Genomic DNA, 26,889 nt, shown 5'->3' with positions numbered 1-26,889 from the left:
GTCACCTATCCGCTCGGGTGATCCCGCTCGAAGGGGCCTTCTCCAGGGTCCTGCGCAAAGCGCCGCGCATCACCTTACCGGTCGCGGTCGTCGGCAGCGCATCCACGAAGCACACCTCCCGCGGGTAGAGATGGGCCGCCAGCCGCCGGCGCACGAAATCCTGCAGCGCCACGGCCAGGGCGTCATCCGCCACCACGCCCTCGCGCGGGACCACGACCGCCGTCACCCGTTCGGTCCTGAGCGCGTCCGGCAGACCGATCACCGCCGCCATGGCGACCGCCGGATGGCGCAGCAGGCAATCCTCCACCTCGCCCGGGCCGATGCGATAACCGGCCGAGGTGATCACGTCGTCGTCGCGGCCGACGAAGCGCAGATAGCCTTCGGCATCCATCGCGCCCTGATCGCCGGTCAGCAGCCAGTCGCCGACGAATTTCGCGGCCGTCGCCGCCGGGTTGTTCCAGTAGCCGAGGAACATCACCGGATCGGGCGCCCGGATCGCGATGGTGCCGGCCTCGCCCGGACCCAGCACGCGCCCCGCGCCATCAAGGATCGCGACCTCATGCCCCGGCACCGGCCGCCCCATGCTGCCCGGCCGCACCGGCATCAGCCCGGCGCAGTTCGCGACCACCAGGTTGCATTCGGTCTGGCCGTAGAATTCGTTGATGGTGAAACCGAAGGCGCCGCGGCCCCAGTCCAGCAGCTCCTCCCCCAGCGTCTCGCCGCCGCTGCCGATCGAGCGCAGCCGGTGGCCGAACCGTGCCGGCGCCGCGACCTGGCGCAGCATCTTGAGCGCGGTCGGCGGCAGAAAGGCATTGCGCACCCCATGCCGGGCCATCAGCGCGAAGGCGGCCTCGGGGTCGAATTTCGGCATCCGGTGCGCGAGCACCGGCACACCGTGGAACAAGCTCGGCAGCAGCACATCCAGCAACCCGCCGATCCAGGCCCAGTCGGCCGGCGTCCAGAACAGGTCGCCGGGCTGCGGGAAGCGCTCCTGCGGCATCTCGACGCCCGGCAGATGGCCGCGCAGCACCCGATGCGCATGCAGCGCCCCCTTCGGGCTGCCGGTGGTGCCGGAGGTGTAGATGATCAGCGCCGGGTCATCCGCCGCGGTATCGACCGGCGTCAGCTCGGGCGAAGCACGGGCCATGCCCGCCGCCAGCGCCGTGCCATCGAGGACGACGCGCAGCGCCGGCAGTCCGGCGCGGATGTCGGCGAGCTTCTCCATGCCGATCGCATCCGTCACCACCGCCGCGGCGCCGCAATCGCGCAGCCGGAAGGCCAGCGCATCCTCGCCGAAGAGCTGGAACAGCGGCACCGCGATGGCGCCGAGCTTGTAGGCCGCGAGATGCGCGACCGCCGCTTCCGGCACCTGCGGCAGCAGGATGCCGACCCGATCGCCGCGCCCGACGCCAAGGCCGCGCAGCAGGTTGGCGCAGCGGTTGGACAGCGCGCGCAAGGCATCGAAGGTGATCGGGGTCGCGGCGCCCGCGGTATCCAGCGCCAGGATCGCGGTGCGGCCGCTGCCATCCGCCCAGCGGTCGCAAGCCTCGACCCCGATGTTGAGCCGGGCCGGCACGTCCCATCGGAAAGCCGCGCGGACCGCGGCGTAATCGTCGCCTGCCGGCAGCGACGCCGTCACGGCGCCGGGCGGGTGTCGTCGATCACCTTGCCGTCGTTCGGCAAGGTGCCGGGCGGCACGACCTCCACCGCCCCGCGCAGCCGCGTCACCGCCTGGAGTGACTGCGCCAGCGCCTCGGCGAGCGAGGCGTCCGTGGCTTCGGCCCGCAAGATCATGGTGTCGCGATCGCCATCGAGGCTGATCACCAGCCGCGCCCTGCCGACCCCGGGATGCTGTCGCACCACCTCGGCCACCTGTTCCGGCCGCACGAACATGCCGCGCACCTTGGCCGCCTGGTCCGCCCGGCCCATCCAGCCGCGGATGCGCCGGTTGGTCCGCCCGCAGGGGGAGGCGCCGGGCAGGATCGCCGAGAGATCCCCAGTCGCGAAGCGGATCATGGGCGCGAGCGGGGAGAGCGTGGTCACCACCACCTCCCCCACCTCGCCATCCGGCAACGGGTCGCCGGTGCCCGGGCGGACAATCTCCACCACCACGCCCTCGTCCAGGATCAACCCTTCCCGCGCCACGCTTTCATACGCGATGAGGCCGAGATCGGCGGTGCCGTAGCTCTGCATCACCGTCAGGCCGCGCGCCGCGTACCAGGTGCGCAGCGCCGGCAGGAAAGCCCCGCCCGTGACATGCGCGAGGCGCAGGCTGGCCAGGTCGAGCCCGAGCGCGTCCCCTGCCTCCAGGATCGCCTTCAGGAAATCGGGCGTGCCGCTGTAGCAGGCGGGGCGCAGATGCGCCGCGGCGCGCGCCTGCATCTCGGTATTGCCGGTGCCGCCCGGGAAGACCGGGCAGCCGAGCGCCCGCGCGCCCCCTTCCAGCATCATGCCGGCCGGGGTGAAGTGATAGGCGAAGCAGTTGTGCAGCAGCGCGCCCGCGCGCAGCCCGGTTGCGTGCAGCGCGCGCGCATAGCGCCAGAAGTCGGGCGCCTCCGGTTCCCCTTCGTGGATCGGGCCCGGTGAGGCATAGACCCGCGCCAGCGCGGTGATCGGCAGCACGTCGAGGCCGCCGAAGGGCGGCACCTCAGCCTGGCGCGCCACGAGCTCCGACTTGCGCGTCACCGGCAGGGCCGCGAGCGCCGGCGCACCGGTCACCCGCGCCGCATCGACGCCGGCCAGCGCCACGGCCCAATGCGCCGCCCGTTGCGCGGCGCCGATCGCACGCGGCAGCGCCACGGCCAGCGCGGCAGCGCGGGCGTCGCCGCTGCGGGTCTCCAGCGCGTCGTAATGTTCGGTCACAGCCACCGCTTCCTGCGCTTGTAGGATTTCAGGTTGCGGAAACTCTTGCGCTCGGCGCCATGGCCGCCGAGGTAGAATTCCTTCACATCCTCGTTGTCCATCAGTGCCGCCGCGGTGCCGTCCAGCACCACCTTCCCCTGCTCCATCACATAGCCGTAGGAGGCAACGGAGAGCGCCATGCGGGCATTCTGCTCCACCAGCAGGATGGTGATGCCAAGGTCGCGGTTCAGCCGCCGGATGATGGAAAAAACCTCCTTCACCAGCAATGGCGACAGGCCCATGGAGGGCTCGTCCATCAGGATCAGCTTGGGCCGCGCCATCAGCGCGCGCCCGATCGCCAGCATCTGCTGCTCGCCGCCGGAGAGATAGCCGGCGAGGCCGGTTCGCTCCTTCAGGCGGGGAAAGTAGTCGTAGACCATCTCGATGTCGCGCTTCACCTCGCCGTCACTGCGCGTAAAGGCGCCGAGCCGCAGATTCTCGAGACAGGTCATGTCGGAGACGATCCGCCGGCCCTCCATGACCTGGAAGATCCCGCGCCGCACGATCAGATGCGGCAGGGTGCCGTCGATGCGCTCCCCGCCGAAGCGGATCTCGCCCCGCGTCACCGCCCCGTCCTCGGTGCGGAGCAGGCCCGAGATCGCCTTCAAGGTCGTCGACTTCCCGGCACCATTGGCGCCGAGCAGGGCGACGATCTCGCCCTGCGGCACATCGAGCGACAGCCCGCGCAGCACCAGGATGACGTCGCTGTAGACGACCTCGATGTTGTTGACCGAGAGCAGCGGCACCGCCCTCTCGGTCGCTGAAGCATGATGCGTTCGCATTTGCTCACGGATCATGCTTCAGCCCCTTGTTGGATCGCGTGATTCAGACTTTTCGGCCGATGCGGCCTCAAGTCATCACGCTCAAGCGCCGCACTCACCAGCCGAGCCAGTCGCGCCGCCGCTCCAGGTCGATGGTCGCCACCGGCTCCAGCCGCATGGTGCCGGCGCGCATCAGATCGGCGATCGACGCCTGGGAGGTGTCGCCCGAGACCACCGCGCGATACAGGGCAACGCGCATCGTCCCGCGATGATCCTCATTGGTAAAGGTGGAAGGCACGCAGACCCCCTCGAAGCCGCGCGGCACCCAGTTCTGGCGGGCATAGAAGCCGTTGCGGATCCGCTCCCCGGTGACCTGCCCGCCACCCTCCGCCGCCGTTTCCATCGCTTCGGCCATCAGCATGGCGGCGCAGGCGCCGGCCAGGTAGTGCACCGGCCGATAGGCCGTGCCGGCCGGGTCGGAGACGCGGCTGATGGCGTTGATCGCCGCCATCCCCAGCGCTTCCCCGCCCCAGACGGTCGCGGTGCGCACCGGGAAGACCACCCCGTTCGCTGCGACGCCGGCCGCCTTCATGGCGTTCTCGTCCATGCCCCAGACATTGCCGAGGAACTGCACCTGCACGCCGGCGGTCTGGCAGGCGCGCAGCACGGAGATGTTCGACCCGGCGGTATTGCCGAGATAGGCGTAATTCGCGCCCTGGCTTCGCAAGGTCAGGCATTGCGCGGTGTAGTCGCCGGGCGTCAGCGCGAACTGGATCGCCGGCAGCACCTCGAAGCCAAGCTCACGCGCCAGCGCTTCCCCGGCTTCCTTGGGCGAGTTCGGATAGGGGTGGTTGGCGCCCATATGGACATAGCGCGGCCGGCCCTGCTGCCCGCGCCGCTCCCAGTCCTGCTTGGCCCATTGCAGCATGCCGCGCAGCGCATCGGAGTAGCTCGGCCCGTAGAAGAAATTGTAGGGCGCGGCTTCCACCCCCTGCCGCCCGGACCGCCCCCCCGCGTCGGTCAGCGCCGCGGAGTAGGAGGCGGAGATGTAGGGGATGCGGTCACGCGTCACGAAGCGCACCAGCGCTTCGGTATCCGCGGTGCCCCAGCCCTGGATCGCGACCACGCGTTCCCGCTGCGACCAGGCCTGGTATTGCGACACCGCGCGCGGCGCCTGGTAGCCGTAGTCGAAGCCCGTCACCGCCAGCCGCCGCCCGGCCACGCCCCCCTGCTGGTTACGCCAGGCGAGCGCATCCGCGACGCCCTGCCCATAGGGCACGCCGACATCGGAGGTGGCGCCGGAATTGTCCATCAGATGCCCGACCGGGATCGGCTGCTGCGCAAGCGCCGGCATGGCGAGCAACAGCGCACCCGCAATCCAAGCGATATGACGTGCCATCAGATCCTCCCTTCGCCGCTGCCGCGGTCTCTCAATGCGAATAGGGGTAGAGCTTCCAGTAGGCCTTCACCAGCCTCCAACGATGCGCGAGCCCGTCCGGCTCGAAGATCAGGAACAGGATGATGGCGGCGCCAACCACCATCTCCCGCAGGAAGGAGATCGAGGCGCCGAGCTTCAGCGCCCGGTCGATGGCGCTGCCGGCCAGAAGGTCCGCCCCCACCTGCACCAGTTCCGGCAGCAGCACCATGAAGGCGGCGCCCATCAGGCTGCCCATGACCGACCCCAGGCCGCCGATGATGACCATCGCCAGGAACTGGATCGAGAACAGGATATTGAAGGCCTCGACGCTGACGAAGAGCAGGTAGTGCGCATACAGCGCGCCGCCGACGCCTGCGAAGAAGCTCGAAATCGCAAAGGACAGCGTGCGGTAGTAGGCAAGATTGATGCCCATGATCTCGGCCGAGAGGTAGTGGTCCCGGACCGCCACCAGCGCCCGACCGTCCCGCGTCCGCATCAGGTTGGCGGCGGCCAGGAACATCAGCACCACATGCGCGAGCACCACGTAGAAATAGGTTTCCTCGCGGTCGAAGCTGACCCCGAACACCGTGTAGGGCTCGGTGATCCGTCCGGCGACGCCCCCCGTGAACCAGCGGGCGCGGGCGAAGAAATCCTCCAGGATGAATTGCGCGGCGAGCGTCGCGATCGCCAGGTAGAGCCCTTTCAGCCGTGCCGCCGGCGCACCGAAGACGAGGCCCACCACCGCCGTCATCAGCCCCGCCCCCCAGATCGCGATCGGCACCGGCACGTGATGCTCCGCGAGCAGCGCGGAAGCGAAGGCGCCGAAGCCGAAGAAGGCGGCATGGCCGATCGAGATCTGCCCGGTGAAGCCGACCAGGATATTGAGCCCGAGCGCCGCTATTCCCATGAAGCCGATGGTGATCAGCAACCCGAGCTCGTAGCGCCCGAGCATCAGTGGACAGGTGCAGAGGATGGCGATGCCGATGAGCAGCGCGACGCGGCTGCCGCGGGTCGGGAAAATCGTGGTGTCGGCGCGATAGCTGCTGCGGAAATCGCCGGCCGGAGTCATGCCCGACATCATACCCGCTCGATGGTCTTGGTGCCGAACAGCCCGTAGGGCTTGATCAGCAGGATCAGGATCAGCGCGTAGAAGGGCGCCACCTGATACATGTTCCCCCAGTTCAGCCACTCGGCGTCGACATATTGCGCCAGGTTCTCCAGCACGCCGACGATCAGGCCGCCCAACACCGCACCCACCACGCTGTCGAGCCCGCCCAGGATCACCGCCGGGAAGACCTTGATGCCGTAGAAGGACAGCGCCGAGGACACTCCGTTCACGACGCCGACGACCACGCCCGCGACCGCCGAGACCACCGCCGAGATCGCCCAGGACATCGCGAAGACCCGCGGCACCGAGACACCGAGCGATTGCGCCACCTGCTGGTCGAAGGCCGTCGCTCGCATCGCCAGCCCGTGCTTCGACCAGGTGAAGAACCACCAGAAGCCGAGCATGATGAGCAGCGATATGCCGAGGCTCATCAGATAGACGCTCTGCACCTCGAGCCCCAGGATCCGCACCCGTTCGACCGGGAAGATCGGCGGGAAGGGCTGGGCGAAGACGCCGAACATCCATTTCATCAGTGCCTGGAAGAAGATCGACAACCCGACCGTCGCCATGATGACGCTGATCACGGGCTCCCCGATCAGGGGTCGCAGCACCACGACCTGCAGGATGACGCCGAACAGGGTCATGAAGGCGAGCGTCACCAGGAAGCCCGCCCAGAAGGGCAATTGCCAGGTGGTCAGCAACCACCAGCAGACCCAGGCGCCGACCAGCAGGAACTCGCCCTGCGCGAAGTTCACGACCTGGGAGGCCTTGTAGATCAGCACGAAGCTCATCGCGACGACGCCGTAGAGCGCACCGACGATCAGCCCGTTCAGCACCAGTTGGAAGAGAAGCCCGGTTTCCATCGCCCTACTCCGCCGCCATCGCGGGCGCCGTGCCGGCCATGTGCTGCACCGCGAGCGTGGTGCGGATGCGCTGTGTCGTGCCGTCCTGGAAGGCGATGGTCGTATCCACGGGAATCGCTGCGTCGCCGCGGTAGATGGCGGCGATGATAGTGCCGTATTTCTCGCCGATCACGCCGCGCCGCACCTTGCGGGTGCGGGTCAGCTCCTCGTCATCCGCGTCCAGCTCCTTGTAGAGCAGGATGAAGTCGCGGATCCGCTGCGCCTCCGGCAGGGTCGCGTTCACCTTCTCGACCTCAGCGCGCAGCAGCGCCAGCACCTCGGGCCTGGCCGCGAGGTCGGAATAGGTGGTGAAGGAGATCCGCTGCCGCTCCGCCCATTTGCCGACGATCGGGAAGCGGATGCAGATCATCGCCGCCAGATGCGTCTGCCGGTCGCCGAGCACCACCACTTCCGCCACGTAGGGACTGAACTTCAGCTTGTTCTCGATGAATTGCGGGCTGAAGCGGTCGCCGCCACGGGTGGTCGCGATGTCCTTGATGCGATCGATCACCACCAGTTGGCCGCGCTTGTCGAAATACCCGGCATCGCCGGTATACAACCAGCCCTCGCGCAGATCAGGGTTCTCCACGACGCCGGCATAGCCCGCGAACATGTGCGGGTGGCGGGTCACGATCTCGCCCACGCCATTGGCGTCCGGCTCGTGGATACGGATCTCGATGCTCTCGTCGAAGGGCACGCCGACCGTGTCGAAATCCACTTCCCCCACGCGGTGCAGCGTATAGGCACCGAGCAGCTCCGTCTGGCCATAGAGCTGGCGCAGTGGCACTCCCATGGCCTGGAAAAAGCGGAAGGTCTCCGGCCCCAGCGCCGCACCGCCAGTCGCGGCCGAGCGCAGGCGCGAGAAGCCGAGCCGGTCGCGCAAGGCGCGGAACAGCAGCAGGTCGGCGAGCCGTGACCGCCGCCCGGTCTCCAGCGCGGCGAGGCCGAGCGCCATGCCGCGGGCGAAGGCACGCTGCTTGAGGGGGGAGGCATCCATCACCCGCGCCCGCACCTCTGCCGCCAGCGCTTCCCACACCCGCGGTGCGAACAGCACGAAACTAGGCGCGATCTCGCGGAAATCGGCCATCATCGTCTCGGGCTCCTCGACGAAGTTGACCTTCATCCGGGCGACCAGCCCCCAGCCGAGGACGTAGATCTGCTCCATGATCCAGGGCAGCGGCAGCACCGAGACGTATTCATCCTCCGGCCCCTTGGGGTCGGCCTTCAGATAGGCCTCCGCATGGCGCACCAGCGCCACCCCGGTCAGCATCGCAAGCTTCGGCCGCGCCGTGGTGCCGGAGGTGGTGCAGAGCACCGCCACATCCTGGCCCCGCGTCGCCGCCACCATCGCCAGCCAGCGCGCGGGATCGGCCGCATGCGCCGCCTCCCCCTGGGCCACCAAGGCATCGGCCGCGAGCAGCCGGGGATCGACGTGCTTGCGCATCCCGCGCGGGTCGCTGAATACGATGTGCCGCAGCGACGGCACCCGGTCCGAGATGTTGAGCAGCTTATCCACCTGCTCCTCATCCTCGGCGATGACAGCGACGGCACCCGAGAAGGCCAGCAGATAGGCGACCTCCTCATCCAGCGCATCGCGATAGATGCCCAGGGAACGGGCACCGATCGCATGCGTCGCGATCTCGCCCATCACCCAGTCAGGGCGGTTGTCGCCGATCAGCGCCACCACCTCCCCCGACCGCACGCCGAGCTCCGCGAGGCCGAGCGCGAAGGCGCGCGTCCGTGCCTCGTAGGCCGCCCAGGTGATGGCGCGCCAGATGCCGAATTCCTTCTCGCGCAACGCGATCTCGTCGCCATGCGCGGCGGCGTTGCGCAACAGCAGTTTCGGCAGGGTGTCTTCGGGCACTGGGCGCGGCCGATTCACGCCTCCGGTGCTCGCCGCCTCCGGCGCCTCCGCCCTGCGGCGATCGGACGCGTCTTCGTGGGCGCCTTCGGCGCCGCGCGGCCGATTCACGCCTCCGGTGCTCGCCGCCTCCGGCGGCTCCGCCCTGCGGCGATCGGACGCGCTCACGCCGCTTCTACCTCGCCCAGATAGGCGCGCTTCACGTGCTCGTCGGCCATCACCACCTCGGGCGTGCCTTCCACCAGCTTACGGCCGAAATCCAGCACCATGACGCGATGGGAGATGTCCATCACGACGCCCATGTCGTGCTCGATCATCAGGACGGTCATCCCCCATTCCTCATTCAGGTCAGTGATGAAGCGGGCCATGTCCTCCTTCTCCTCGAGGTTCATGCCGGCCATCGGCTCGTCGAGCAGGATCAGCTTCGGCCGCAGCGCGACCGCCCGCGCCAGTTCCACCCGCTTGCGCAGCCCGTAGGAGAGGGTGCCTGCCGGCGCCTTGCGCACATGCTGGATCTCCAGGAAATCGATGATCTCCTCGACCGCGCGCCGGTGCTCCAGCTCCTCCCGCTGGGCACCGCCGATCCAATAGGCCATGCCGCGCAGGAAGCCCGCGCGCAGCAGGTGGTGGCGCCCGACCATGATGTTGTCGAGCACGCTCATATGCGCGAACAGCGCCAGGTTCTGGAAGGTGCGCCCGATGCCGAGGCCGGCGCGCCGGTTCGGCCGCAGCGCCGTGATGTCCCGTCCCTCGAACAGGATGCGGCCCTCGGTCGGCCGGTAGCGCCCCGAGACGCAATTGACCATGGAGGTCTTGCCGGCCCCGTTCGGGCCGATGATGGAGAAGATCTCGCCCTGCGCCACGGCGAAGGAGACATCGGTCAGCGCGCGGACGCCGCCGAAGCGCAGGCTGACGGATTGCGCCCGCAGCAATGGCGTCTCATCCGCCAAGCACGCCCTCCCGATCTCGCTCTTGGCCGCGAGACTAGAGCGATTTCACTGCGCTTCGCTACGTTTCAATCGCTCCGGCCTTCTGCCTGGCGAGCAGATTCACGCCTCCAGGCGGAGCCGCCCTGCGGCGATCCGCTCGCGCCGCGGCCCCACCCCCGCAGCATCCTTCAGCCGCGCATGGCGATCGCCAGCGGTGGATCGTCCGTCGCGAAGGCGTCGACGCCGAGCGCCAGCATGCGGGCGATCTCCTCCCGGTGGTTGGCGCCCCAGACGTTCACGCTGAAGCCGTCCCCGCGCAGCCGCGCCAGCAGCTCGGTATCCAAGGATCGCGCCGGAAAGCCGAGATCGCGAAACCCATAGGCCCGCGCTGCCGCGACGATGCCATCGACCCCGATCTCCTGCAGGGCCCGCCCCTCCAGCAGCCAGGACACCCCGGCGAGCCCGCCGGCGGCCAGCGCCTCGGCCATCACCGGCGCCTGGAAGCCGATCAGCACGCTCCGGTCGCGGATACCGGCGGCATCCAGCACCGCGAGGGTCTTGCCCACGATCCCCGGATAGGGCCGGCCCCCGGCATCCGTCTTGATTTCCACCCTGAGCCGCATGGCAGCGCCGTGGAACAACGCCGCAAGCTCGGCCAGCGTCGGCACCCCTTCGCCGCCGGTGCCGCGGATGCGCCATCGCCGCAGTGCCTCCAGCGCCTGCGCCGCGACCGGCCCCGTGCCGTCGGTCGTCCGATCCAGGGTCGCGTCATGCATCACCACCACGGCGCCGTCGGCCGAGAGGTGGACGTCGCATTCCGCCTGCTCCAGCGGCAGCAGCAGGGTTTTCCGAAACGCGGCCAGGCTGTTCTCCGGCCACAGGAAGCTGCCGCCCCGATGGCTGATGATCGCGACCCGCGCCATAGCCCCTCCGCCTTCCGGTGCCGTGCTCCGGCATTACCAAGTTCACGCAATAGTTGTAGGATTGAATACGTCGTGGTGCCATAGCGCGGCCGCGGGGGCACAAAGGGAGATGGCTTTGCCGAAGACGACGCTCTGGGCGTTCGCTTTGTTGCTGCTCGGCCTCACCGTGTCATCCGCGGTCGCGCAGGAGCAGCCGATTCGCATCAAGATTGTGGGCGGCCTGGCCGATGTCCGCCAGTTCGTCCAGTTCGAGGAGCCGTTCTGGCGCCGCCGCGTCCCCGAGATCACCGGCGGCCGCCTGCATGCGGAGATCGCCGCCTTCGACCGCAGCGGCATCCGCGGACAGGAGATGTTGCAACTCATGCGCCTTGGCGTCGTGCCCTTCGGCACCGCGCTCCTGGCCCTCGTCGCCAATGAGGAGCCGGAGCTCAACGCCGCCGATCTGCCGGCGGTCAGCCCGGATATGCCGGCGCTGCGCCGCACCGTCGCGGCGTACCGTCCGCATATGCGGGAGGTGCTGGCCGAGCGCTACGATGTCGAGTTGCTTGGCGTCTATACCTATCCCGCGCAGGTGATCTTCTGCCGCCGCCCCTTCACCGGTCTCGCCGACCTGGCCGGCCGGCGCATCCGCACCTCCTCGGTCGGGCAGTCGGAGGTGGTGACGGCACTCGGCGCCATCCCGGTGGTGACCCCCTTCGCGGAGATGGTGTCGGCGATGCGCGGCGGCGGCGTCGAATGCGCCATTACCGGCACGCTCTCCGGCAATGCGGTCGGGCTGCAGGAGGTAAGCACCCATGTGCACAGCATGGCGATCACCTGGGGGCTCTCGGTCTTCGGCGCCAACCGCGCGGCCTGGAACGGGCTGCCCGAGGATCTGCGCACCCTGCTCCGCCGGGAGATCGCGGAGCTCGAGAACCGGATCTGGGAAGCCGCGGATGAGGAGACGGGCGATGGCCTCGCCTGCAACGCCGGCGCCGCGGAATGCCGGATGGGCCGGCGCGGTCGCCTGACCGTGGTGCCGGTCAGCCCGCAGGACGAGGCTCGCCGGCGGAACCTGCTGATCGAATCGGTGCTGCCCGGCTGGGTGCGCCGCTGCGGCAATGACTGCGTGGAGGCCTGGAACCATACCCTGGGGCAGACCCTCGGCATCAGGGCGGTGCCCGAGCAGCCATGAGCCACACGCGCAGCCTCCGCGTCGCGATCATCCTCGCGGCCACTGCGCTGATCCTGGCGCAGGCGGTGGTGACGGGATTGCTGGTCAACCGCGCGCATGATGCGCAGGTCGCCGCCGCCCGCGAGACGGTGGAGCGGGTCGCCCACGGCGTCGAGGCCTCCATCAACCGCTCCTTCGTGCAGGTGGACGCCATGCTCGCGGCGCTGCCCGCCGTGCTCGCGCCCTACACGCGGCAGAGCGGGTTCGATCCGGCGGTGATCAACCGCATGCTGCAGGAGATGAACCACCAGAGCTTCACCTATCGCGACGTGCTGCTGCTGCGCCTGGATGGCACGCCGGTGGTGGCGGCCTTGCCGGTCTCCCGGCGCCGCCGCCTGCCGCTCTCGCTGCAGAGCGACTTCGCGGAGGTGGCGACGCGCGGCGGCAGCGTCTCCATCGGCGGCCCGGTGAAGAACCCCAATACCGGCGAATGGTCGCTGTTCTTCGCCCGCAACGTCACCATCGCCGGCACCGGCCCGATGATCGCGGTGGCCGAGGTGCCCGTGCCCCTGGTGCAGACGCTGTTGAGCGTCGGCGGCGTCCGCAGCGGGTTGCGGGTGACGCTGGAACGCAGCGACGGCAAGCTGATGGCGTCACTGCCGCATGATGAGTTGCGCATCGGCACCCAGATGCAGCCCGAGGCGGCGCGCTTCGCGCCGCCCGACCGCGCCATCGGCATCCAGCCGTCCCGCTTCGATGGCCGGGAGGCCTTCGCCCTGGCGCTGCCGACGCTCTACCCGGCACTGGCCATCGTCACCACGCTGGATGTGGAGGCAGCGCTCGGCGGCTGGTATCAGGATCGTCAGCGCGCCTATATCGCATCGGGCGCCATCGCATTGCTGATGGCCGCCATCGCCGCGGCGCTGATGATCGTGCTGCGTGTGCGCGAACGCGCCGAGGACGAGCGCGCCGAGGCCCGGCAGACGTTGGAGAACGCGCTGGAATCCATGTCGGACGGCTTCGTGATGTTCGACCCGGACGACCGGTTGATCGCCTGTAACAGCCGCTACAAGGATTTCTACCGGATCAGCGCGCCCTTCATCGTCCCCGGCGCGCTGTTCGATGACATCATGCGGGAAGGGGCGCGGCGCGGCCAATACCCGCAGGCCGGCCCCGACATCGAATCCTTCGTGCGGATCTCCAAGGAATTCCACCATGGCGACCAGGCGCCGATGGAGCGCCTGCTGCCTGATGGCCGCTGGGTGCTGATCACCGAGCGCCGGACGCCGGATGGCGGCACGGTCGGCATCCGCACCGACATCACTCCGCTCAAGCGGGCGATGGTCGAGCTCGCGGCAGCGCGCGACGCCGCCGCGGCGGCCGGCGAAGCCAAGACCGATTTCCTCGCCCGCATGTCGCACGAGCTGCGGACACCGTTGAACGGCATCCTCGGCTTCGCCCAGGTGCTGCTCGACGATCCGCGGCTGGAACAGGATCAGCGCGACCAGATCCGGATCCTGCACAGTGCAGGCCGCCATCTGCTGGAACTGGTCAACGGCCTGCTCGACCTCTCCAAGATCGAAGCTGGGCGGATGGAGCTGGACCCGCGGCCGGTCGCACTCCGGGATCTCCTGGAAGGCTGCGTCGCGCTGCTGCGGACCGAGGTCGCCCGCAAATCCATCGCCTTCCGCATGGATCTCGACCCATCACTGCCCGCCGCGGTGCAGGCCGATCCCACGCGGCTGCGCCAGATGCTGCTCAACCTGCTCGCCAACGCGGTGAAGTTCACCCCGAGCGGCGGCCGCGTCACCCTGGCTGCGAGCCGCCTGCCCGACGGCCGGCTGCGCTTCGAGGTGCACGACACCGGCCCCGGAATCGCCGAGGACCAGCGCCATCTCCTGTTCCGCGATTTCGTGCAGCTCGCGACGCTCGGCGCCACCGGCGCGCACGGCACCGGATTGGGGCTCGCCATCTCCGCCCGCCTGGCGGCGATGATGGGCGGTCATATCGGCTGCGACAGCATCGAAGGTGACGGCTCCATCTTCTGGGTGGAACTGCCGCTCGCCCCTGCCGAGCTGCCGAAGGGCGAGCGCCGCACCGATACCGCGACGAGGCCGGAGCGGAGCCTCCGCATCCTGGTGGTGGACGACATCGCCGCCAACCGCGACGTCGCCCGCGCCCTGCTGCGCGCCGACGGCCATGTCACCGAGGTGGCCGATGACGGCACCGCTGCCGTCGAGCGCGTCGCACGGGGCGGGGTGGATGTCGTGCTGATGGATCTGCAGATGCCGGATATGGACGGCATGGAAGCCACACGGCGCATCCGGGCCCTGCCACCGCCGCACAACCGGATCCCCGTGCTGGCGGTCACCGCCTCTGCCCTGCCCGAGCAGGTGGAGGCCTGCCGCGCGGCCGGCATGGACGGACACCTGCCCAAGCCGATCGATCGCCGCGCGCTGGCCGCCGCCCTTGCCCGTCTCAACCTCGCGCCGGCCGAGCAGGCGAGCGCGCCGGAGACGCCGCCGCTGCTGGATGGCGAGACGCTGCCTGCCCTGACCAGCGAACTCGGCCCCGCCACGGCCGACATCATGGCTGAATTCGGCAAGGAGCTCGCGACCCTCTGCGAGGCACTTTCCGATCCCGCGTTGGACGGCGCCGCCGAGACGCCGAGGCTGCGCCAGCTTGCGCACCGGGCGTTTGGCGCCGCACGCAACCTCGGCGCGCCATTGCTGGCGCGCGACGCGCTCGCCCTCGAACGCGCCGCCCAGGCCGGCCATCCCGCGCCGGAGCTGCGCACAGCCGTGGTCGGCATCCTTGCGGCAACGCAGGAGGCCGTCAGCGTGCGTCGGGCGCTCGATGCGGCGCGGCCGTAACGGAATCCTCCTGGAGCGTGGTCGGTTGAGGCGGAATCGCCGAAAATCGTGAATCACGCGACCAGAAAGATCCGGGATCAGGACCGCAGCGCAGGCTGCTCCAGGAACCAGCGATAGGTTTCGGCCAGGCCATCCGCGAAAGCGGTTCGCGGAACCCAGCCGAGCGCCGTCAGCCGGGCCGTGTCCATGCGCTTCAGCATCATGCCGTCCGGCTTCGTCCGGTCCCACAGGATCTCGCCGCGGAAGCCGGTGACCCGCTTCATGGTCCCGGCCAATTCGGCGACCGTGATGTCGCTGCCGGTGCCGACATTCACATGCGGCGCGGCGGAATAGCGCCGCAGCAGGAAGATGCAGGCATCGGCCAGGTCATCCACATGCAGGAACTCGCGCCGTGGCGTCCCGCTGCCCCAGCAGGTGACGCTGGCGTCGCCGCGCGCCGTCGCTTCGTGGAAGCGGCGCATCATGCCAGGAATGACGTGGCTGCGCTCGGGGTGGAAATAGTCGCCGGGCCCGTAGAGGTTGCAGGGCATGGCGCTGATGAAGTCGTCGCCGTGCTGCTTGCGGTAGGCCTCGCAGAGCTTGATGCCGGCGATCTTCGCCATCGCGTACCATTCGTTGGTCGGCTCCAGCGGGCCGGTCAGCAGGCTGTCCTCCGGCATCGGCTGCGGTGCTTCCCGCGGGTAGATGCAGGAGCTGCCGAGGAACAGCAGCTTCGCGGCCCCGATGCGATGCGCCGCGTGGATCAGGTTCGCCTCGATGATCAGGTTCTCGTAGATGAAATCCGCCGGGTAGGTGTCGTTGGCCAGAATGCCGCCCACCTTGCCCGCCGCGACGATCACCACGTCGGGCCGCTGCTCCGCCATCCAGTCCTCGACCGGCTCCTGGCGCGTCAGGTCCAGCACGTCGCGCCCGGCGGTCAGCAGGGCGCAACCCTCCCGCGCCAGCCGGCGGCAGAGGGCCGAACCCACCATGCCACGATGTCCGGCGACGAAGACCCGCCGCCCCTCCAGGCGGAAGCCTGCCTCAGCCACGGCGCGTCGCCATCGCGGCAGGAAGCGATGCCTCCGCCGCCTGCCGCCGGCCGGCCATCTTCGCGACGTCTCTCGTGGCTCGCAACGCGGCCTCCCGTGGAATGGCAGAAGGGGCGAAGATGACCATCCAGGCGGGCAATCGCAACGGTGCCCCCCTGGACGGGGGCGTCGGGCCATGGCGCCATGGTGCAATGCAAACGCTCCCCGAACCCCTGCCCGCCCTCGCCGCTGCCGCGACGCGTTTCACCACCCCCTGCGGCGGCGCGCCGGACGGCCTCGTCTGGCATCGCTGGGGTCCGGCCACAGGCACGCCGATCATTCTCTTCCACGGCGGCTCCGGCTCCTGGCGCCACTGGGCGCGCACCATCCCGGTGCTGGCCGAAACGCGCGCCGTCTACGCCCCCGACCTGCCCGGCCTCGGCCTCTCCGCCATGCCGGCCGATCCCGCCGGGCCGGAGGAAGCCGCCGCGGCGCTGCTGGAGGGCATCCCGCGCCTGCTCGACGGCCCTTTCCATCTCTGCGGCTTTTCCTTCGGCGCGATGATCTCGGGCCTGGTCGCGGCCGGTGTCGGGGCGCAGCTCCGCTCCCTGACGCTGATCGGCGCCGCTTCCCTCGGCACCCCGCGCCAGCCCGTGGCCCTCACCAAGCTGCGCGAGAAGTCCGGCGGGGACCGGGTCGATGCCCATCGCGCCAATCTGCGTGCCATCATGCTGCACCGGCCGGACTCGATCGATACCGCGGCGCTCGCCATCCAGGAATGGAACACGGTGCATGCCCGGCTGCGCAGCCGCGGCTTCGCCACCTCCACCCGGCTGCGCGACGCGCTGCCCCGGATCCAGGCCCCGGTGCAGGCGATCTGGGGCGCCCGCGACCAGGTCGCCTACCCCGCGCTCGACGCCCGCATCGGCGCACTCCACGCCGCCCGTCCCGACGTGCCGGTGACCGTGCTGCCCGATATCGGGCACTGGGCCGCCTATGAGGCGCCGGACGCGGTCAATGCGCTGCTCGGCGACTTCATCGCGCGCCATGACGCGGAGAGCAGGCCACGCTTGTCCTGACGGGAACTTGAGCCGATATCGGAACAATCTGCGTGGAGCCGGGAGCCCGCCCTCCTGTAGCCTCCGTTCCGGATGTGGCGGAGCGCGGGATGGCACCGATCTACACGGCGGTTTCGCTGGGCCCCTATTACCGGCAATCGACGCGGCAGGCCCGGCGCGAGGTCATGCGGCATCGCGGCGAGCAGAGCCGCACCATCTCCTGCGTGGTCTCCTCCGGGATAGGCAACTTCGCCTTGCCCTTCTTGGAAATCGCGATGGACCCGCGCTCCCTCTACGTGATCGGCTTCCGCGCCTGGGGTGCGCGCTTCTGGTGGGAGTTCGAGCCGGAGGGCAGGCTGCCATCGGTGCCGGGGGACGCACGCCGCATCCTCGGCGGCTCGTCCAACTACAACAACCTCGGCCTCACCGCGCTTTCCGGTCACACCATCGAACCCTGGCGCTTCGTTGCCGAGATCCGCGACTTCGACGGCAAGCTCAGCACTCCAAACAAGCCGAACATGATCCTGCTGTGCTTCCTGGTCGCGGAGGCGTTGCGCTTCGATTCGATCCAGGATCTCTGCTACAATTGGATCAATCAGCCCGCGCAGTATTTCCAGGCTCCGAGCCACTACCATCGCGACCCGACCGCGATGCAGAATCACCGCATCGCGTTCAGCGACCAGACCAAGCAGACGGTGCGCAGTTGGCGCACCCTGACCGCGGCCGGCAGCCCGGACGTCCAGGTCCCCTGGATCGCTTGACGGCGGCGGCGCGGCAGGCCGGCAGGCGAATCGCGCCGGATTCGCATCAATCCTCCAGCGCTCGTCCGGCCCGGTGGCGGCGGAGCAGCCAGAAGCCGATCGCGATCGAGCCGGCCAGCAGCCCGCCGGCGAGCGCCATCTGCCAGGCGCCGTCCACGCGGATGCCCTTGCCGAGCAAGGCGAAGACCACGGTCTGCGGCAGGTAGCCGATGGCGGAAGCCGCCAGGAAGGGCGAGAAGGCGATGCCCGCCATGCCGGCCAGCAGGTTCAGCGCCAGGTTGTTCCCGATCGGCAGCAGCCGCAGCGCCAGCGTCGCCCCGAAGGGGCTTTCGGCCAGCGAATCGCGCAGCGGCCGCAGCCGGTGGCCGAAGCGGCCGGCCATCCGCCGCTCCGCCCAGGCGCGCCCGACCAGCCGCGCCCAGCCGAAGGACAAGGCGCAACCCGCCACCTGCGCCAGCAGCGCCAGCGCCGTGCCGATCACCGCCCCGAAGGCGTAGCCACCGAGGAAGGCGATGCCCTGCCGCGGTGCCCCGGCCGCGGTCAGCGCGGTGCCGAGCAGCAGGAACACCGCTTCCCCAAGCAGCCCGCCATCGCGGATATGCGCATCCACCCAGTCGGTACCAGGCGCCGCCCCCACGGCGCGCAGCAACAGCCCACCGGCGACCAGGCCCGCCACCATGATCGCGAACTTGACCAGCGCCCCCCGGCGCGCTGCGGCCGGAGACGGCGTCATGCGACGCCCCAAAAAGAACCAAGCGGCCGCAGGCCGCCACCCATCTCTGCGGCGGCGAGGCGAAGCCGATGCCCCGAGGCCGCGAATGCGGCCCGCGCGCGACCGACCGCCGCGTCCAGAGCACAGCTGACAGCGCGAAAGCCAAGCCGACGGATGCCGGCGCCGGCGTTTGAGGACAAAACAAAAATGCCCGTCATTCTTCAATGACGGGCAGTTTGCCTCGTCGCTGTAACCAGGCGACGCCCAGCAGGTCGCTGATCCCGACCGCCAGCCGGTCGAGCGTGCCGTAGTTGGAACGGCCCCGCGTGCGCGGCCGGTGGCCCACCGGCTCGCTCACCACCTGGCCGCCCTGGCGCAAGGTCAGCGCCGGCAGGTAGCGGTGCATATGGTCGAAATGCGGAAGCTCCAGGAACAGGGCACGGGAGAAGACCTTGAGCCCGCAGCCGGTATCCGGCGTCGCATCGCGCAGCAGCCGGGCGCGGACCCGATTGGCAATCCGGCTGGTCACCCGCTTCACCCGCGAATCCCGCCGACTCACCCGATGCCCCGCGATCAGCGTCCGGGCCCCTTCCGCCTCGGCCCGGGCCAGCAGGCGCGGGATATCGGCGGGATCGTTCTGCCCGTCGCCATCCAAGGTCGCGATCCAGGCGCCACGCGCCGCCTTCACGCCGGTGATGACCGCCGCCGATTGCCCGCAGCTCTCGCGGTGGCGGAGGTGGCGCAGCGGCGCGATGCCGGCGGCCTCGGCCAGCCGCGCCGGGGTGTCGTCGGTGCTGCCGTCGTCGACATAGACGATCTCATGCGGGATGGCGGCGAGCGCCGCCTCGATCTCCTGCACCAGGGGGACGATGTTGGGGCCCTCGTTCCGCACCGGCACGACGACCGAGAGGCGTGGCGCGGGCGGGGCGTCGATCTCCATGGGCGGCGCGGTTAGCAGGACACCGGCCCCCCGACAAGGACGGGTGTCGCGCGCCGGGCACAGGCCTATATATCGCGCCATGCCCTTCGATGCCCGTCCCCAGGCCCCGGATGCCGCCCCCGCCGAGGCCCGCAACCGCCGCGCCGTCGCCCGCTGGCTGCTGGCGGTCGCGGGGCTGATCTGGGTGATGGTGACGCTCGGCGGGGCCACGCGGCTGACCGGATCCGGCCTGTCCATCATGGAATGGGCGCCGCTCTCGGGCGCCCTGCCGCCGATGTCGGATGCCGAATGGCAGCGCCTCTACGACCTCTACCGCACGATTCCGCAGTACCAGCTCGTGAACGCGGGCTTCGGGCTCGAGGGCTTCAAGGGCATCTTCTGGCTGGAATGGTCCCACCGCTTCTGGGGGCGGCTGATCGGCTTCGTCTATGCCGGCGGCCTTGCCTGGTTCTGGCTGCGCGGCCGCATCCCGGCGGGCTACAAGCCGCGCCTGCTGCTACTGCTGGCGCTCGGCGGCATGCAGGGGCTGGTCGGCTGGATCATGGTGGCGTCCGGCTTCGAGGCCGATCGCACCGCCGTCTCCCCCTACCGCCTCGTCATCCACCTGATGCTCGCGCTCTTGCTCTTCGCCATGGTGCTCTGGACGGCGCTGACCCTGCTGCGCCCCGGCCCGGCGCCCGCCGAGGCGAAGTCGTTGCGGGCATCACTGCATGCCGCGGCCGGGCTCGCGATGCTGACCATCCTGGCCGGCGGCTTCGTGGCCGGCATCCGCGCCGGCCTCGACTACAACACCTTCCCGCTGATGGACGGCCGCTGGGTGCCGGAGGGGTATTGGCGCCTCACCCCGCTCTGGCAGAACCTGACGCAGAACATCGCGGCCGTGCAGTTCAACCACCGCCTGCTGGCGACGCTGACCCTGGCCGCGGCCCTCTTCGCCGCCTTCCGCGCCCAGCCGCTGCCCGCCGGCCGCGCCCGCCATGCCGCCTTCGCGCTGCTCGGCGCGATTGTCTTGCAATACGCGCTCGGCGTCGCGACGCTGCTCGCCGTCGTGCCCGCCTGGCTCGGCACCCTGCATCAGGCGGTGGCGGTGCTGGTGCTCACCGCCGCCATCCTCGCCCTTCACGCGACGCGCCGCGCCGCACGCCCGGGAGCCATCGCATGACCGCGCTCGCCACCACCGATGCCTTGTTCTTCGACACAATCGACCGCGCCGACGCCGAACGCCTGCTGCGCCGGGGCACCGAAGGCTGCGAGGATGGCGAGCTCTTCCTCGAATACCGGGAGAGCGAGGCCATCGCCCTCGACGATGGCCGCATCCGCAGCGCGTCCTACGACACCACGCGCGGCTTCGGCCTGCGCGCCGTGGCGGGCGATGCCGCCGGCTACGCCCATTCGGCGGAGATCTCCGAGCCGGCGCTCGCCCGCGCCGCCGAGGCGGTGGCGGCGGTGAAGCATGGGCATTCCGGCACCCTCGATGTCGGCCCCCGCGCCACCAATGCGCGGCTCTATGCCGATGCCAATCCACTGGCCGGGCTCGACTTCGCGGCCAAGACAGCGCTGCTCGCCGAGATCGACGCCTTCGCCCGCGCCCGCGACCCGCGCGTGGTGCAGGTGATGGCAAGCGTCACCGGCGAATGGCAGGCGGTGCAGATCCTGCGCCCGGACGGCCAGCGCGTCGCCGATATCCGGCCGCTGGTGCGCTTCAACGTCTCCGTCGTCGTCGAACAGGACGGAAGGCGGGAGACCGGCAGCTACGGCACCGGCGGCCGCTTCGCCTATGACCGCGTCCTCGGGGAAGCGAGTTGGAAGGCAGCGGTCGAGGAAGCACTGCGCCAGGCCATGGTCAATCTCGAGAGCGTGCCCGCTCCGGCCGGAGAGATGGAGGTCGTGCTCGGCAATGGCTGGCCGGGCATCCTGCTGCATGAAGCGATCGGCCACGGGCTGGAGGGCGACTTCAACCGCAAGGGCACCAGCGCCTTCGCCGGCCTGCTCGGTCAGCGCATCGCGGCGCCGGGCGTCACCGTGGTCGATGACGGCACCATTCCCGATCGGCGCGGCAGCCTGACCGTGGATGACGAGGGCACGCCGTCCGCCCGTAACGTGCTGATCGAAGACGGCATCCTGAAGGGCTTCCTGCAGGACCGGCAGAATGCCCGGCTGATGGGCGTGGCGCCGACCGGCAACGGCCGCCGCGAGAGCCATGCCCATATTCCGATGCCGCGCATGACCAATACGGTGATGCTCGGTGGCGACGTGGCGCCGACGGAGATCATCGCCAGCGTCAAGCGCGGCCTCTACGCGGTGAATTTCGGTGGCGGCCAGGTGGACATCACCAACGGCAAGTTCGTGTTCAGCGCCAGCGAGGCCTACCTGATCGAGGATGGGAAGATCGGCGCGCCCGTGAAGGGCGCGACCCTGATCGGCAATGGGCCGGACGCGCTGACCAAGGTCACGATGGTCGGCAACGACATGGCGCTCGATCCCGGCATCGGCACCTGCGGCAAGCAGGGCCAGGGCGTGCCGGTGGGCGTCGGCCAGCCGACCTTGAAGATGGCCGGGCTGACCGTCGGCGGCACCGCGGTGCGGTGACCCCCTCGGTGGCGGCGCCTCAGACGGAAGCTGCCTCCAGCACCGGGCGCACATCGCCGCCCCAGTCCCGCGCGCAGCGCTCCAGCCAGCGGTCCGCCTGGGTCAGGCCGCTCGCCGCCACCTCGTCCAGCACGTCGAGGTAGCGCTCCTCCCCGAGGCCGCGCGCGCGGAGGCCCTGGCGCGCGATCGCCAGCGCGTCGCGCGCAACGTCGCGGAGGCTTCGACCGGCGATCTCCGCCGTCAGCGCTTGCTCCGGCACCGCGAGCCTGAGCGCGCGGATACCGCCGATGTCCCAGCCGCGGACCAGCGCCGCCGCCGCCTTCTGCGCGGCATCGTCATAGAGCAGCCCGACCCAGAAGGCGGATTGCGCCACCATCATCGCGGGGCTGCCGGCATCGGCGCCGCGCATCTCCAGGAAGCGCTTCAGGCGCACATCGGTGAAGACGGTGGTGACGTGATCCGCCCAGTCCCCCATCGTCGCCGCATGGCCCGCGAGCCGCTCCGCCCGCCCTTCCATGAAGGCGCGGAACGGCACGCCCGCCGCATCCACATAGCGCCCGTCGCGCACGATGAAATACATCGGCACGTCGAGCACCCAGTCGGCGAAGCGCTCGAAGCCGAAGCCCGGCTCGAAGGCGATGGCGGGGATGCCGGTGCGATCGGGATCGGTCTCCGTCCAGACCCGCCCGCGCAGCGTCCGGAGCCCGTTCGGCCTGCCCTCCGCGAAGGGCGAATTGGCGAAGAGGGCGGTCGCCAGCGGCTGCAGCGCGAGGGCGACGCGGAACTTCTCCGCCATATCAGCCTCATCGCCGAAATCGAGGTTCACCTGCACCGTGCACGTGCGCAGCATCATGTCGAGGCCCATGGCGCCGACGCGCGGCATGTATTCGCGCATGATCGCGTAGCGGCTCTTCGGCATCCAGGGCATCTGCTCGCGCGTCGCCAGCGGATGGAAGCCGAGCGGCGCGAAGCCGATCCCGAGCGGGCCGGCAACCGCCCGCACCTCCTCCAGATGCGCGCGCAGCTCGGCATTGGTCGCGTGCAGGTCCGGCAGCGGCGCCCCCGACAGCTCGAGCTGGCCGCCCGGCTCCAGCGAGATGGAGGCGCCGTCGCGCTTCAGCCCGATGACCTTGCCCTGATCGGTGATCGGCTCGAAGCCGCGCCCCTGCAGGCCCAGCAGCAGGGCTTCGATGCCGTGCGGTGCATAGGGCGGCGGCGAAAGGTCGTCCCGCCGGAAGCCGAATTTCTCGTGCTCGGTGCCGATGGTCCAATGGTCGCGCGGCTTCGAGCCGGCAGCGAACCAGCCGGCAAGCTGCTGCGTCGACGTGATCGGCGTCAGATCGGCGTCACCGGGATTCGACATGGATCCGTTCCAGGACAGGGCCAGATAGTTTGCGAGCATCTTCACCCGCTCCGGCGTTCCGCCTGCGCGGGATCTGCTCTCGCGGGTTCATCAGGCCCAGTCTCCCGCGGCTGCCTGCAGCAGCGCGAGCCCCGCGACCGCCGCCGTCTCCGCCCGCAGGATGCGCGGGCCGAGGGCGACCTCCGCAACAAAGAGGCGCCGGGCCAGATCGTCAAGCTCGGCCCGCTCGAACCCCCCCTCCGGTCCCACGAGCCAGCCGAGCGGCGGACGCAACCCACTCGCCCTTGCAATGAGCGGGGGGCAATCCATACGTTCCGCGGCGACCAGCAGCGGCGCCCCGTCCCAGGCATCCAGCACCGCGTGCAAAGGTGCCGCCGGATGCACGCGGGGGACGTCTAGGCGCTCGCATTGCTCGGCCGCCTCGCGCGCGATCAGCGCCAGCCGGTCTGTGTTTACCCGGTCGGTGACGCTGCGGCGGGTGAAGACCGGCTGGATCGAGGCGACGCCAAGCTCGGTCGCCTTCTCGACCGTCCATTCCATGGCGTCCCGCTTCACGGCCGCCATCAGCAGCCGGATATCGGGCACCGCTGCCGGGGCGCGCAGCCGGGCGCCTACCGCGAAACGCGCGCGATCCTTGCGGATCGCGGCGATGGTCGCCGCGAACTCGCCGTCCCGGGCGTTGAACAGGTGCAACGGATCGCCGGCGGCCCGGCGCATGACGGCGCCGAGGTAATGCGCCTGGGCGGGCGAGGCTTCGATCTCGGCACCCTCGGCGAGCGGGGCATCGCAGGCGATTCGCGGGATGGACATGGACCCTCCGGCCGTGACTATAGGCGCCGTGTCCGGCCATACCGATATCCGCGCAGGCGGATGGGTCGCGCGCCTGCCCGAGGCCGCCCGCCCCTACGCGCTGCTGATGCGCCTCGATCGCCCGATCGGGGTCCCGCTGCTGTTCCTGCCCGCGCTCTGGGCCTTCGCCCTGGCGGCGCCGACGGTGACCGAAGGGCTGCGGCTGACCGCGCTGTTCGGCATCGGCGCGGTGCTGATGCGGGGTGCCGGCTGCGTGGTGAACGACCTCTGGGATCGCGACATCGACAAGCGCGTCGAGCGCACGCGCGGCCGGCCGCTCGCTTCCGGTGCCGTCACGCCGCGACAGGCGCTGGTCTTCCTCATCGGCCTGCTGCTGGTATCGCTGCTGATCCTGGCGCAGCTCAACCGCGCGGCCATCCTGCTCGGCGTGCTCTCGCTGGTACCGATCGCGCTTTATCCACTGGCCAAGCGGGTCACCAACTGGCCGCAGGCGATGCTCGGCCTGACCTTCGGCTGGGGCGCCCCGATGGGCCATGCGGCGGCGACCGGCGGCGTCGATGCCGTGACCGCGCTGCTCTATGCCGCGACCATCCTCTGGATCCTTGGCTACGACACGATCTACGCGCATCAGGACCGCGAAGACGACGCGATGGTCGGCATCGGCTCCACCGCGCTCCACTTCGGGGAAGCGACGGGCCTCTTCCTCGCCGCCTGCTATGGCGGGATGATCGCGCTCCTGGCACTCACCGGCTGGCTGACCGGGCTGTCGATGTGGTTCTTCGCGGCATTGGCCCTGCCGGCAGCGCTGCTGGCGCGGCAGGTGGCGGCGCTCGATATCCATGATCCCGGCCTCTGCCTCAGGCTCTTCCAGGCCAACCGGGAGGTCGGCCTCGCGGTCGCGCTCGCCTTCCTCATCGGACGGCTGTGAACCCAGTCGGCTTCATCCGGAGCGCCACTACCATCGCCCGCGCGCCGCTGGTGCCGGAGATCGCGCTGCACCTCGCGACGGAGCTCACGCCACTCTGGGAGGCGACGGAAGCCTTCCTCGCCGAGCAGAACATCGAGCCGCCCTTCTGGGCCTTCGCCTGGCCCGGCAGCCAGGCGCTGGCGCGGCTGGTCCTCGACGAACCGCAGCGCGTCGCCGGCAAGCGGGTGCTGGATTTCGCCGCCGGCTGCGGCCTGGCCGCCATCGCCTGCGCCCTGTCCGGTGCCGCCTTGGTGGAGGCCGCCGAGATCGATCCGCTCGCCGCCGAGGCCACCCTGCTCAATGCCGCGCTGAACGGCGTGGCGGTCGCCGCACTCGCCCGCGACGTGGTCGGCGAAGCCCGCCGCTGGGACACCGTACTGGCCGGCGATGTCTGCTACGAGGCGCCGATGACCGAGCACATCCTGCCCTGGCTGCGCAGCCTGGCGCGCGCAGGAGCGGAGGTCATCATCGCCGATCCCGGCCGCGCCTATCTACCGAAGCAGGGCATGGCGCCGATCGCCACCTATGATGTGCCGGTGACGCGGGAGCTGGAGGATCGCGAAACACGCGTGGTGACGCTCTATCGCGTCTCTGGTTGAGTCGCCGCTTCCAGGAAATCGAGCAGCGCGCGCAGATCCTCGGGGTCGCCGACGGTCTGGATCGGCATGCGGGTGCCCGGCGTCACCACATCCGGGCCGCGGGTGAAGAGATCGGCGACCGTCTCCCGCGTCCAGACGATGTCGCCGCGCGCCAGCCGCTCCGAATAGCGATAACCAGGCAGGCTGCCCATGCGGCGCCCGAAAATGCCGGCGAGGCTCGGCCCCGCCATCGGCCCGCCCTCCGCCGTCAGCGCATGGCAGGCAGCGCAGGCGCGGAAGACGCGGGCGCCGTGCGGATCGAGGCCGGCGCGCGGCGCGGCATCCCCGCCCTCCGACACCAGCGGGCCGATCGCCTGCCCGGTCGCGGCGTCCCAGCGCCGCACCCGCCGGTCCGCGCCGCCGGTCCAGAGCGTGCGGCCATCCGCGGCGAAAGCCACCGACCAGACCGGCAGCCCCGGCCCTTCCAGGCTGTGCCGCAGCCGCCCCTCCGGCAATGCCCAGAGTGTCACCGATCCCCCGAGCGATGCCGCCGCCAGCAGCCGCCCGTCGGGGGACGCCGCCAGCGCCGCGATCGGGCGATTGCCCGCGGCGAGCTCGCGCTGGCGGCCATCCGGCGCCAGGATCCGCACCGCACCATCCGCGCCGCCCGCGGCGAGCGCGCCATCCGGCAGCGCCAGCAGCGCATTCACCGGCAGCCCGAGCTCTGCGAGGATCCGTGGAGCCCCGGCCGCCGGCCACAGGCGGATGCTGCCGTCATAGCCCGCGGTCGCCGGCGTGCCGTCCGGCAGGAAGGCCACGCCATTCACCTGCCCGCGATGCGCTTCCAGCACCCGGGCGGCGCCCCCGGCGAGCGGCCAGAGCCGCGCCGTGCCGTCCCAGCTCGCGGAGGCCAGAATGCCCTCCTGCACCGCCAGCGCCGCGACCGGACCGGCATGGCCTTCCAGCACCCGCGCCGGCTCCGGCCCCAGGGACCCGGCAGGCCAGAGCGCGATCCGTCCATCCTCTCCGGCGCTGGCGAAGCCGCCATCCGGCAGCGGCGCGAGCGCCGCGACCGCGCCCTGGTGCCAGCGCAGCACCGTCCGGGCCCGACCGGCCGCCACGTCCCAGAGGATCACCGACTGATCGAAGCTGCCGGAAGCAAGCGTGCCGTCCACCCCCATTGCGAGCGCGCGCACCGGCCCGCCATGCACCGCCGCCGCATCCTGCGCCGCAGCCGGAAGGTTCAGCAGCAGGAGCAGCATACCCGTGACTC

The 26,889-nt window shown here is 70.4% G+C and carries 23 protein-coding genes; 8 read left to right on the top strand and 15 right to left on the bottom strand.

Annotation, left to right across the window (positions count from 1 at the left end; translation table 11 throughout):
• Nucleotide 1: 1 nt before the first annotated feature.
• The 9 genes from GXW71_RS16265 to GXW71_RS16225 form a co-directional block, all read right to left on the bottom strand.
• On the bottom strand, nt 2-1,639 hold the full coding sequence (locus GXW71_RS16265; protein WP_367617316.1) for an acyl-CoA synthetase: 1,638 nt from the start codon (nt 1,637-1,639) through the stop codon (nt 2-4).
• Entirely contained in the window at nt 1,636-2,862 is a 1,227-nt protein-coding gene (locus tag GXW71_RS16260; RefSeq protein WP_211853582.1) for a phenylacetate--CoA ligase family protein, read from the bottom strand. The genes GXW71_RS16265 and GXW71_RS16260 overlap by 4 nt, the downstream gene beginning before the upstream one ends.
• Entirely contained in the window at nt 2,859-3,683 is an 825-nt protein-coding gene (locus tag GXW71_RS16255; protein ID WP_246526624.1) for an ABC transporter ATP-binding protein, read from the bottom strand. Before GXW71_RS16255 ends, GXW71_RS16260 begins: the two co-directional genes overlap by 4 nt.
• A gap of 94 nt (nt 3,684-3,777) precedes the next feature.
• Nucleotides 3,778-5,061 carry an ABC transporter substrate-binding protein gene (locus GXW71_RS16250; protein ID WP_211853580.1) on the bottom strand — a complete coding sequence of 428 codons (1,284 nt, stop codon included), beginning with the start codon at nt 5,059-5,061 and terminating at the stop codon, nt 3,778-3,780.
• A 31-nt stretch (nt 5,062-5,092) separates the two neighbouring features.
• A complete protein-coding gene (locus GXW71_RS16245) occupies nt 5,093-6,148 on the bottom strand; it encodes a branched-chain amino acid ABC transporter permease (RefSeq protein WP_408901827.1) in 1,056 nt (351 codons plus the stop codon).
• 8 nt (nt 6,149-6,156) lie between these two features.
• Nucleotides 6,157-7,050, bottom strand: coding sequence for a branched-chain amino acid ABC transporter permease (locus tag GXW71_RS16240; RefSeq protein WP_211853578.1), 894 nt, complete (start codon nt 7,048-7,050; stop codon nt 6,157-6,159).
• Between the two features lie 4 nt (nt 7,051-7,054).
• Nucleotides 7,055-8,953 carry an AMP-binding protein gene (locus tag GXW71_RS16235; RefSeq protein ID WP_367617315.1) on the bottom strand — a complete coding sequence of 633 codons (1,899 nt, stop codon included), beginning with the start codon at nt 8,951-8,953 and terminating at the stop codon, nt 7,055-7,057.
• 161 nt (nt 8,954-9,114) lie between these two features.
• A complete protein-coding gene (locus tag GXW71_RS16230; RefSeq protein ID WP_211853577.1) occupies nt 9,115-9,900 on the bottom strand; it encodes an ABC transporter ATP-binding protein in 786 nt (261 codons plus the stop codon).
• 167 nt (nt 9,901-10,067) lie between these two features.
• Complete coding sequence (locus GXW71_RS16225) at nt 10,068-10,802, bottom strand: glycerophosphodiester phosphodiesterase (protein ID WP_211853576.1); 735 nt, start codon at nt 10,800-10,802, stop codon at nt 10,068-10,070.
• Between the two features lie 115 nt (nt 10,803-10,917).
• On the opposite strand from GXW71_RS16225, the gene GXW71_RS16220 reads away from it, so the two are divergent.
• Nucleotides 10,918-11,976, top strand: a complete 1,059-nt coding sequence (locus GXW71_RS16220) for a TRAP transporter substrate-binding protein (RefSeq protein WP_246526623.1) — start codon at nt 10,918-10,920, stop codon at nt 11,974-11,976.
• On the top strand, nt 11,973-14,828 hold the full coding sequence (locus GXW71_RS16215) for an ATP-binding protein (protein WP_211853574.1): 2,856 nt from the start codon (nt 11,973-11,975) through the stop codon (nt 14,826-14,828). The genes GXW71_RS16220 and GXW71_RS16215 overlap by 4 nt, the downstream gene beginning before the upstream one ends.
• A gap of 77 nt (nt 14,829-14,905) precedes the next feature.
• On the opposite strand, the gene GXW71_RS16210 is transcribed toward GXW71_RS16215, so the two are convergent.
• Nucleotides 14,906-15,859, bottom strand: a complete 954-nt coding sequence (locus tag GXW71_RS16210) for a GDP-L-fucose synthase family protein (RefSeq protein WP_367617314.1) — start codon at nt 15,857-15,859, stop codon at nt 14,906-14,908.
• A 191-nt stretch (nt 15,860-16,050) separates the two neighbouring features.
• On the opposite strand from GXW71_RS16210, the gene GXW71_RS16205 reads away from it, so the two are divergent.
• The gene (locus tag GXW71_RS16205) at nt 16,051-16,917 is read left to right on the top strand and encodes an alpha/beta fold hydrolase (RefSeq protein ID WP_211853573.1); all 867 of its coding nucleotides are present in this window, start codon (nt 16,051-16,053) and stop codon (nt 16,915-16,917) included.
• An 89-nt stretch (nt 16,918-17,006) separates the two neighbouring features.
• On the top strand, nt 17,007-17,657 hold the full coding sequence (locus GXW71_RS16200) for a ribosome-inactivating family protein (RefSeq protein ID WP_211853572.1): 651 nt from the start codon (nt 17,007-17,009) through the stop codon (nt 17,655-17,657).
• 46 nt (nt 17,658-17,703) lie between these two features.
• Here the strand turns inward: GXW71_RS16200 and GXW71_RS16195 are convergent, their stop codons facing one another.
• Nucleotides 17,704-18,390, bottom strand: coding sequence for a TVP38/TMEM64 family protein (locus tag GXW71_RS16195; protein WP_211853571.1), 687 nt, complete (start codon nt 18,388-18,390; stop codon nt 17,704-17,706).
• Nucleotides 18,391-18,583: 193 nt separating this feature from the next.
• Nucleotides 18,584-19,309, bottom strand: coding sequence for a glycosyltransferase family 2 protein (locus tag GXW71_RS16190; RefSeq protein ID WP_211853570.1), 726 nt, complete (start codon nt 19,307-19,309; stop codon nt 18,584-18,586).
• 79 nt (nt 19,310-19,388) lie between these two features.
• Here GXW71_RS16190 and GXW71_RS16185 point away from each other — a divergent pair, with 79 nt between their 5' ends.
• Complete coding sequence (locus GXW71_RS16185; RefSeq protein ID WP_246526622.1) at nt 19,389-20,471, top strand: COX15/CtaA family protein; 1,083 nt, start codon at nt 19,389-19,391, stop codon at nt 20,469-20,471.
• On the top strand, nt 20,468-21,898 hold the full coding sequence (tldD, locus tag GXW71_RS16180) for a metalloprotease TldD (protein ID WP_211853568.1): 1,431 nt from the start codon (nt 20,468-20,470) through the stop codon (nt 21,896-21,898). The genes GXW71_RS16185 and tldD overlap by 4 nt, the downstream gene beginning before the upstream one ends.
• 19 nt (nt 21,899-21,917) lie before the next feature.
• On the opposite strand, the gene GXW71_RS16175 is transcribed toward tldD, so the two are convergent.
• Both GXW71_RS16175 and GXW71_RS16170 read right to left on the bottom strand, forming a co-directional pair.
• Nucleotides 21,918-23,261 carry a glutamate--cysteine ligase gene (locus GXW71_RS16175; RefSeq protein ID WP_211853567.1) on the bottom strand — a complete coding sequence of 448 codons (1,344 nt, stop codon included), beginning with the start codon at nt 23,259-23,261 and terminating at the stop codon, nt 21,918-21,920.
• 90 nt (nt 23,262-23,351) lie between these two features.
• A complete protein-coding gene (locus tag GXW71_RS16170) occupies nt 23,352-24,071 on the bottom strand; it encodes a 16S rRNA (uracil(1498)-N(3))-methyltransferase (RefSeq protein ID WP_211853566.1) in 720 nt (239 codons plus the stop codon).
• Between GXW71_RS16170 and ubiA the strand changes: the two genes are divergently transcribed.
• Both ubiA and GXW71_RS16160 read left to right on the top strand, forming a co-directional pair.
• Complete coding sequence (gene ubiA, locus GXW71_RS16165; protein ID WP_408901996.1) at nt 24,064-24,999, top strand: 4-hydroxybenzoate octaprenyltransferase; 936 nt, start codon at nt 24,064-24,066, stop codon at nt 24,997-24,999. The two genes, GXW71_RS16170 and ubiA, sit on opposite strands and share 8 nt — an antisense overlap.
• Nucleotides 24,996-25,637 (top strand): class I SAM-dependent methyltransferase, encoded by a 642-nt coding sequence (locus GXW71_RS16160; protein WP_211853564.1) that lies wholly within the window; start codon nt 24,996-24,998, stop codon nt 25,635-25,637. Before ubiA ends, GXW71_RS16160 begins: the two co-directional genes overlap by 4 nt.
• Here GXW71_RS16160 and GXW71_RS16155 read toward each other — a convergent pair.
• Nucleotides 25,619-26,878 carry a c-type cytochrome gene (locus tag GXW71_RS16155; protein ID WP_211853563.1) on the bottom strand — a complete coding sequence of 420 codons (1,260 nt, stop codon included), beginning with the start codon at nt 26,876-26,878 and terminating at the stop codon, nt 25,619-25,621. The two genes, GXW71_RS16160 and GXW71_RS16155, sit on opposite strands and share 19 nt — an antisense overlap.
• Between the last annotated feature and the right edge of the window lie 11 nt (nt 26,879-26,889).

The sequence above is a fragment of the Plastoroseomonas hellenica genome (assembly GCF_018129085.1).
In the GTDB taxonomy this organism is placed as follows: Bacteria; Pseudomonadota; Alphaproteobacteria; order Acetobacterales; family Acetobacteraceae; genus Plastoroseomonas; species Plastoroseomonas hellenica.
The sequence above is the reverse complement of the archived record's forward strand: the minus strand, read 5'-3'. Positions and strand labels throughout refer to the sequence as shown.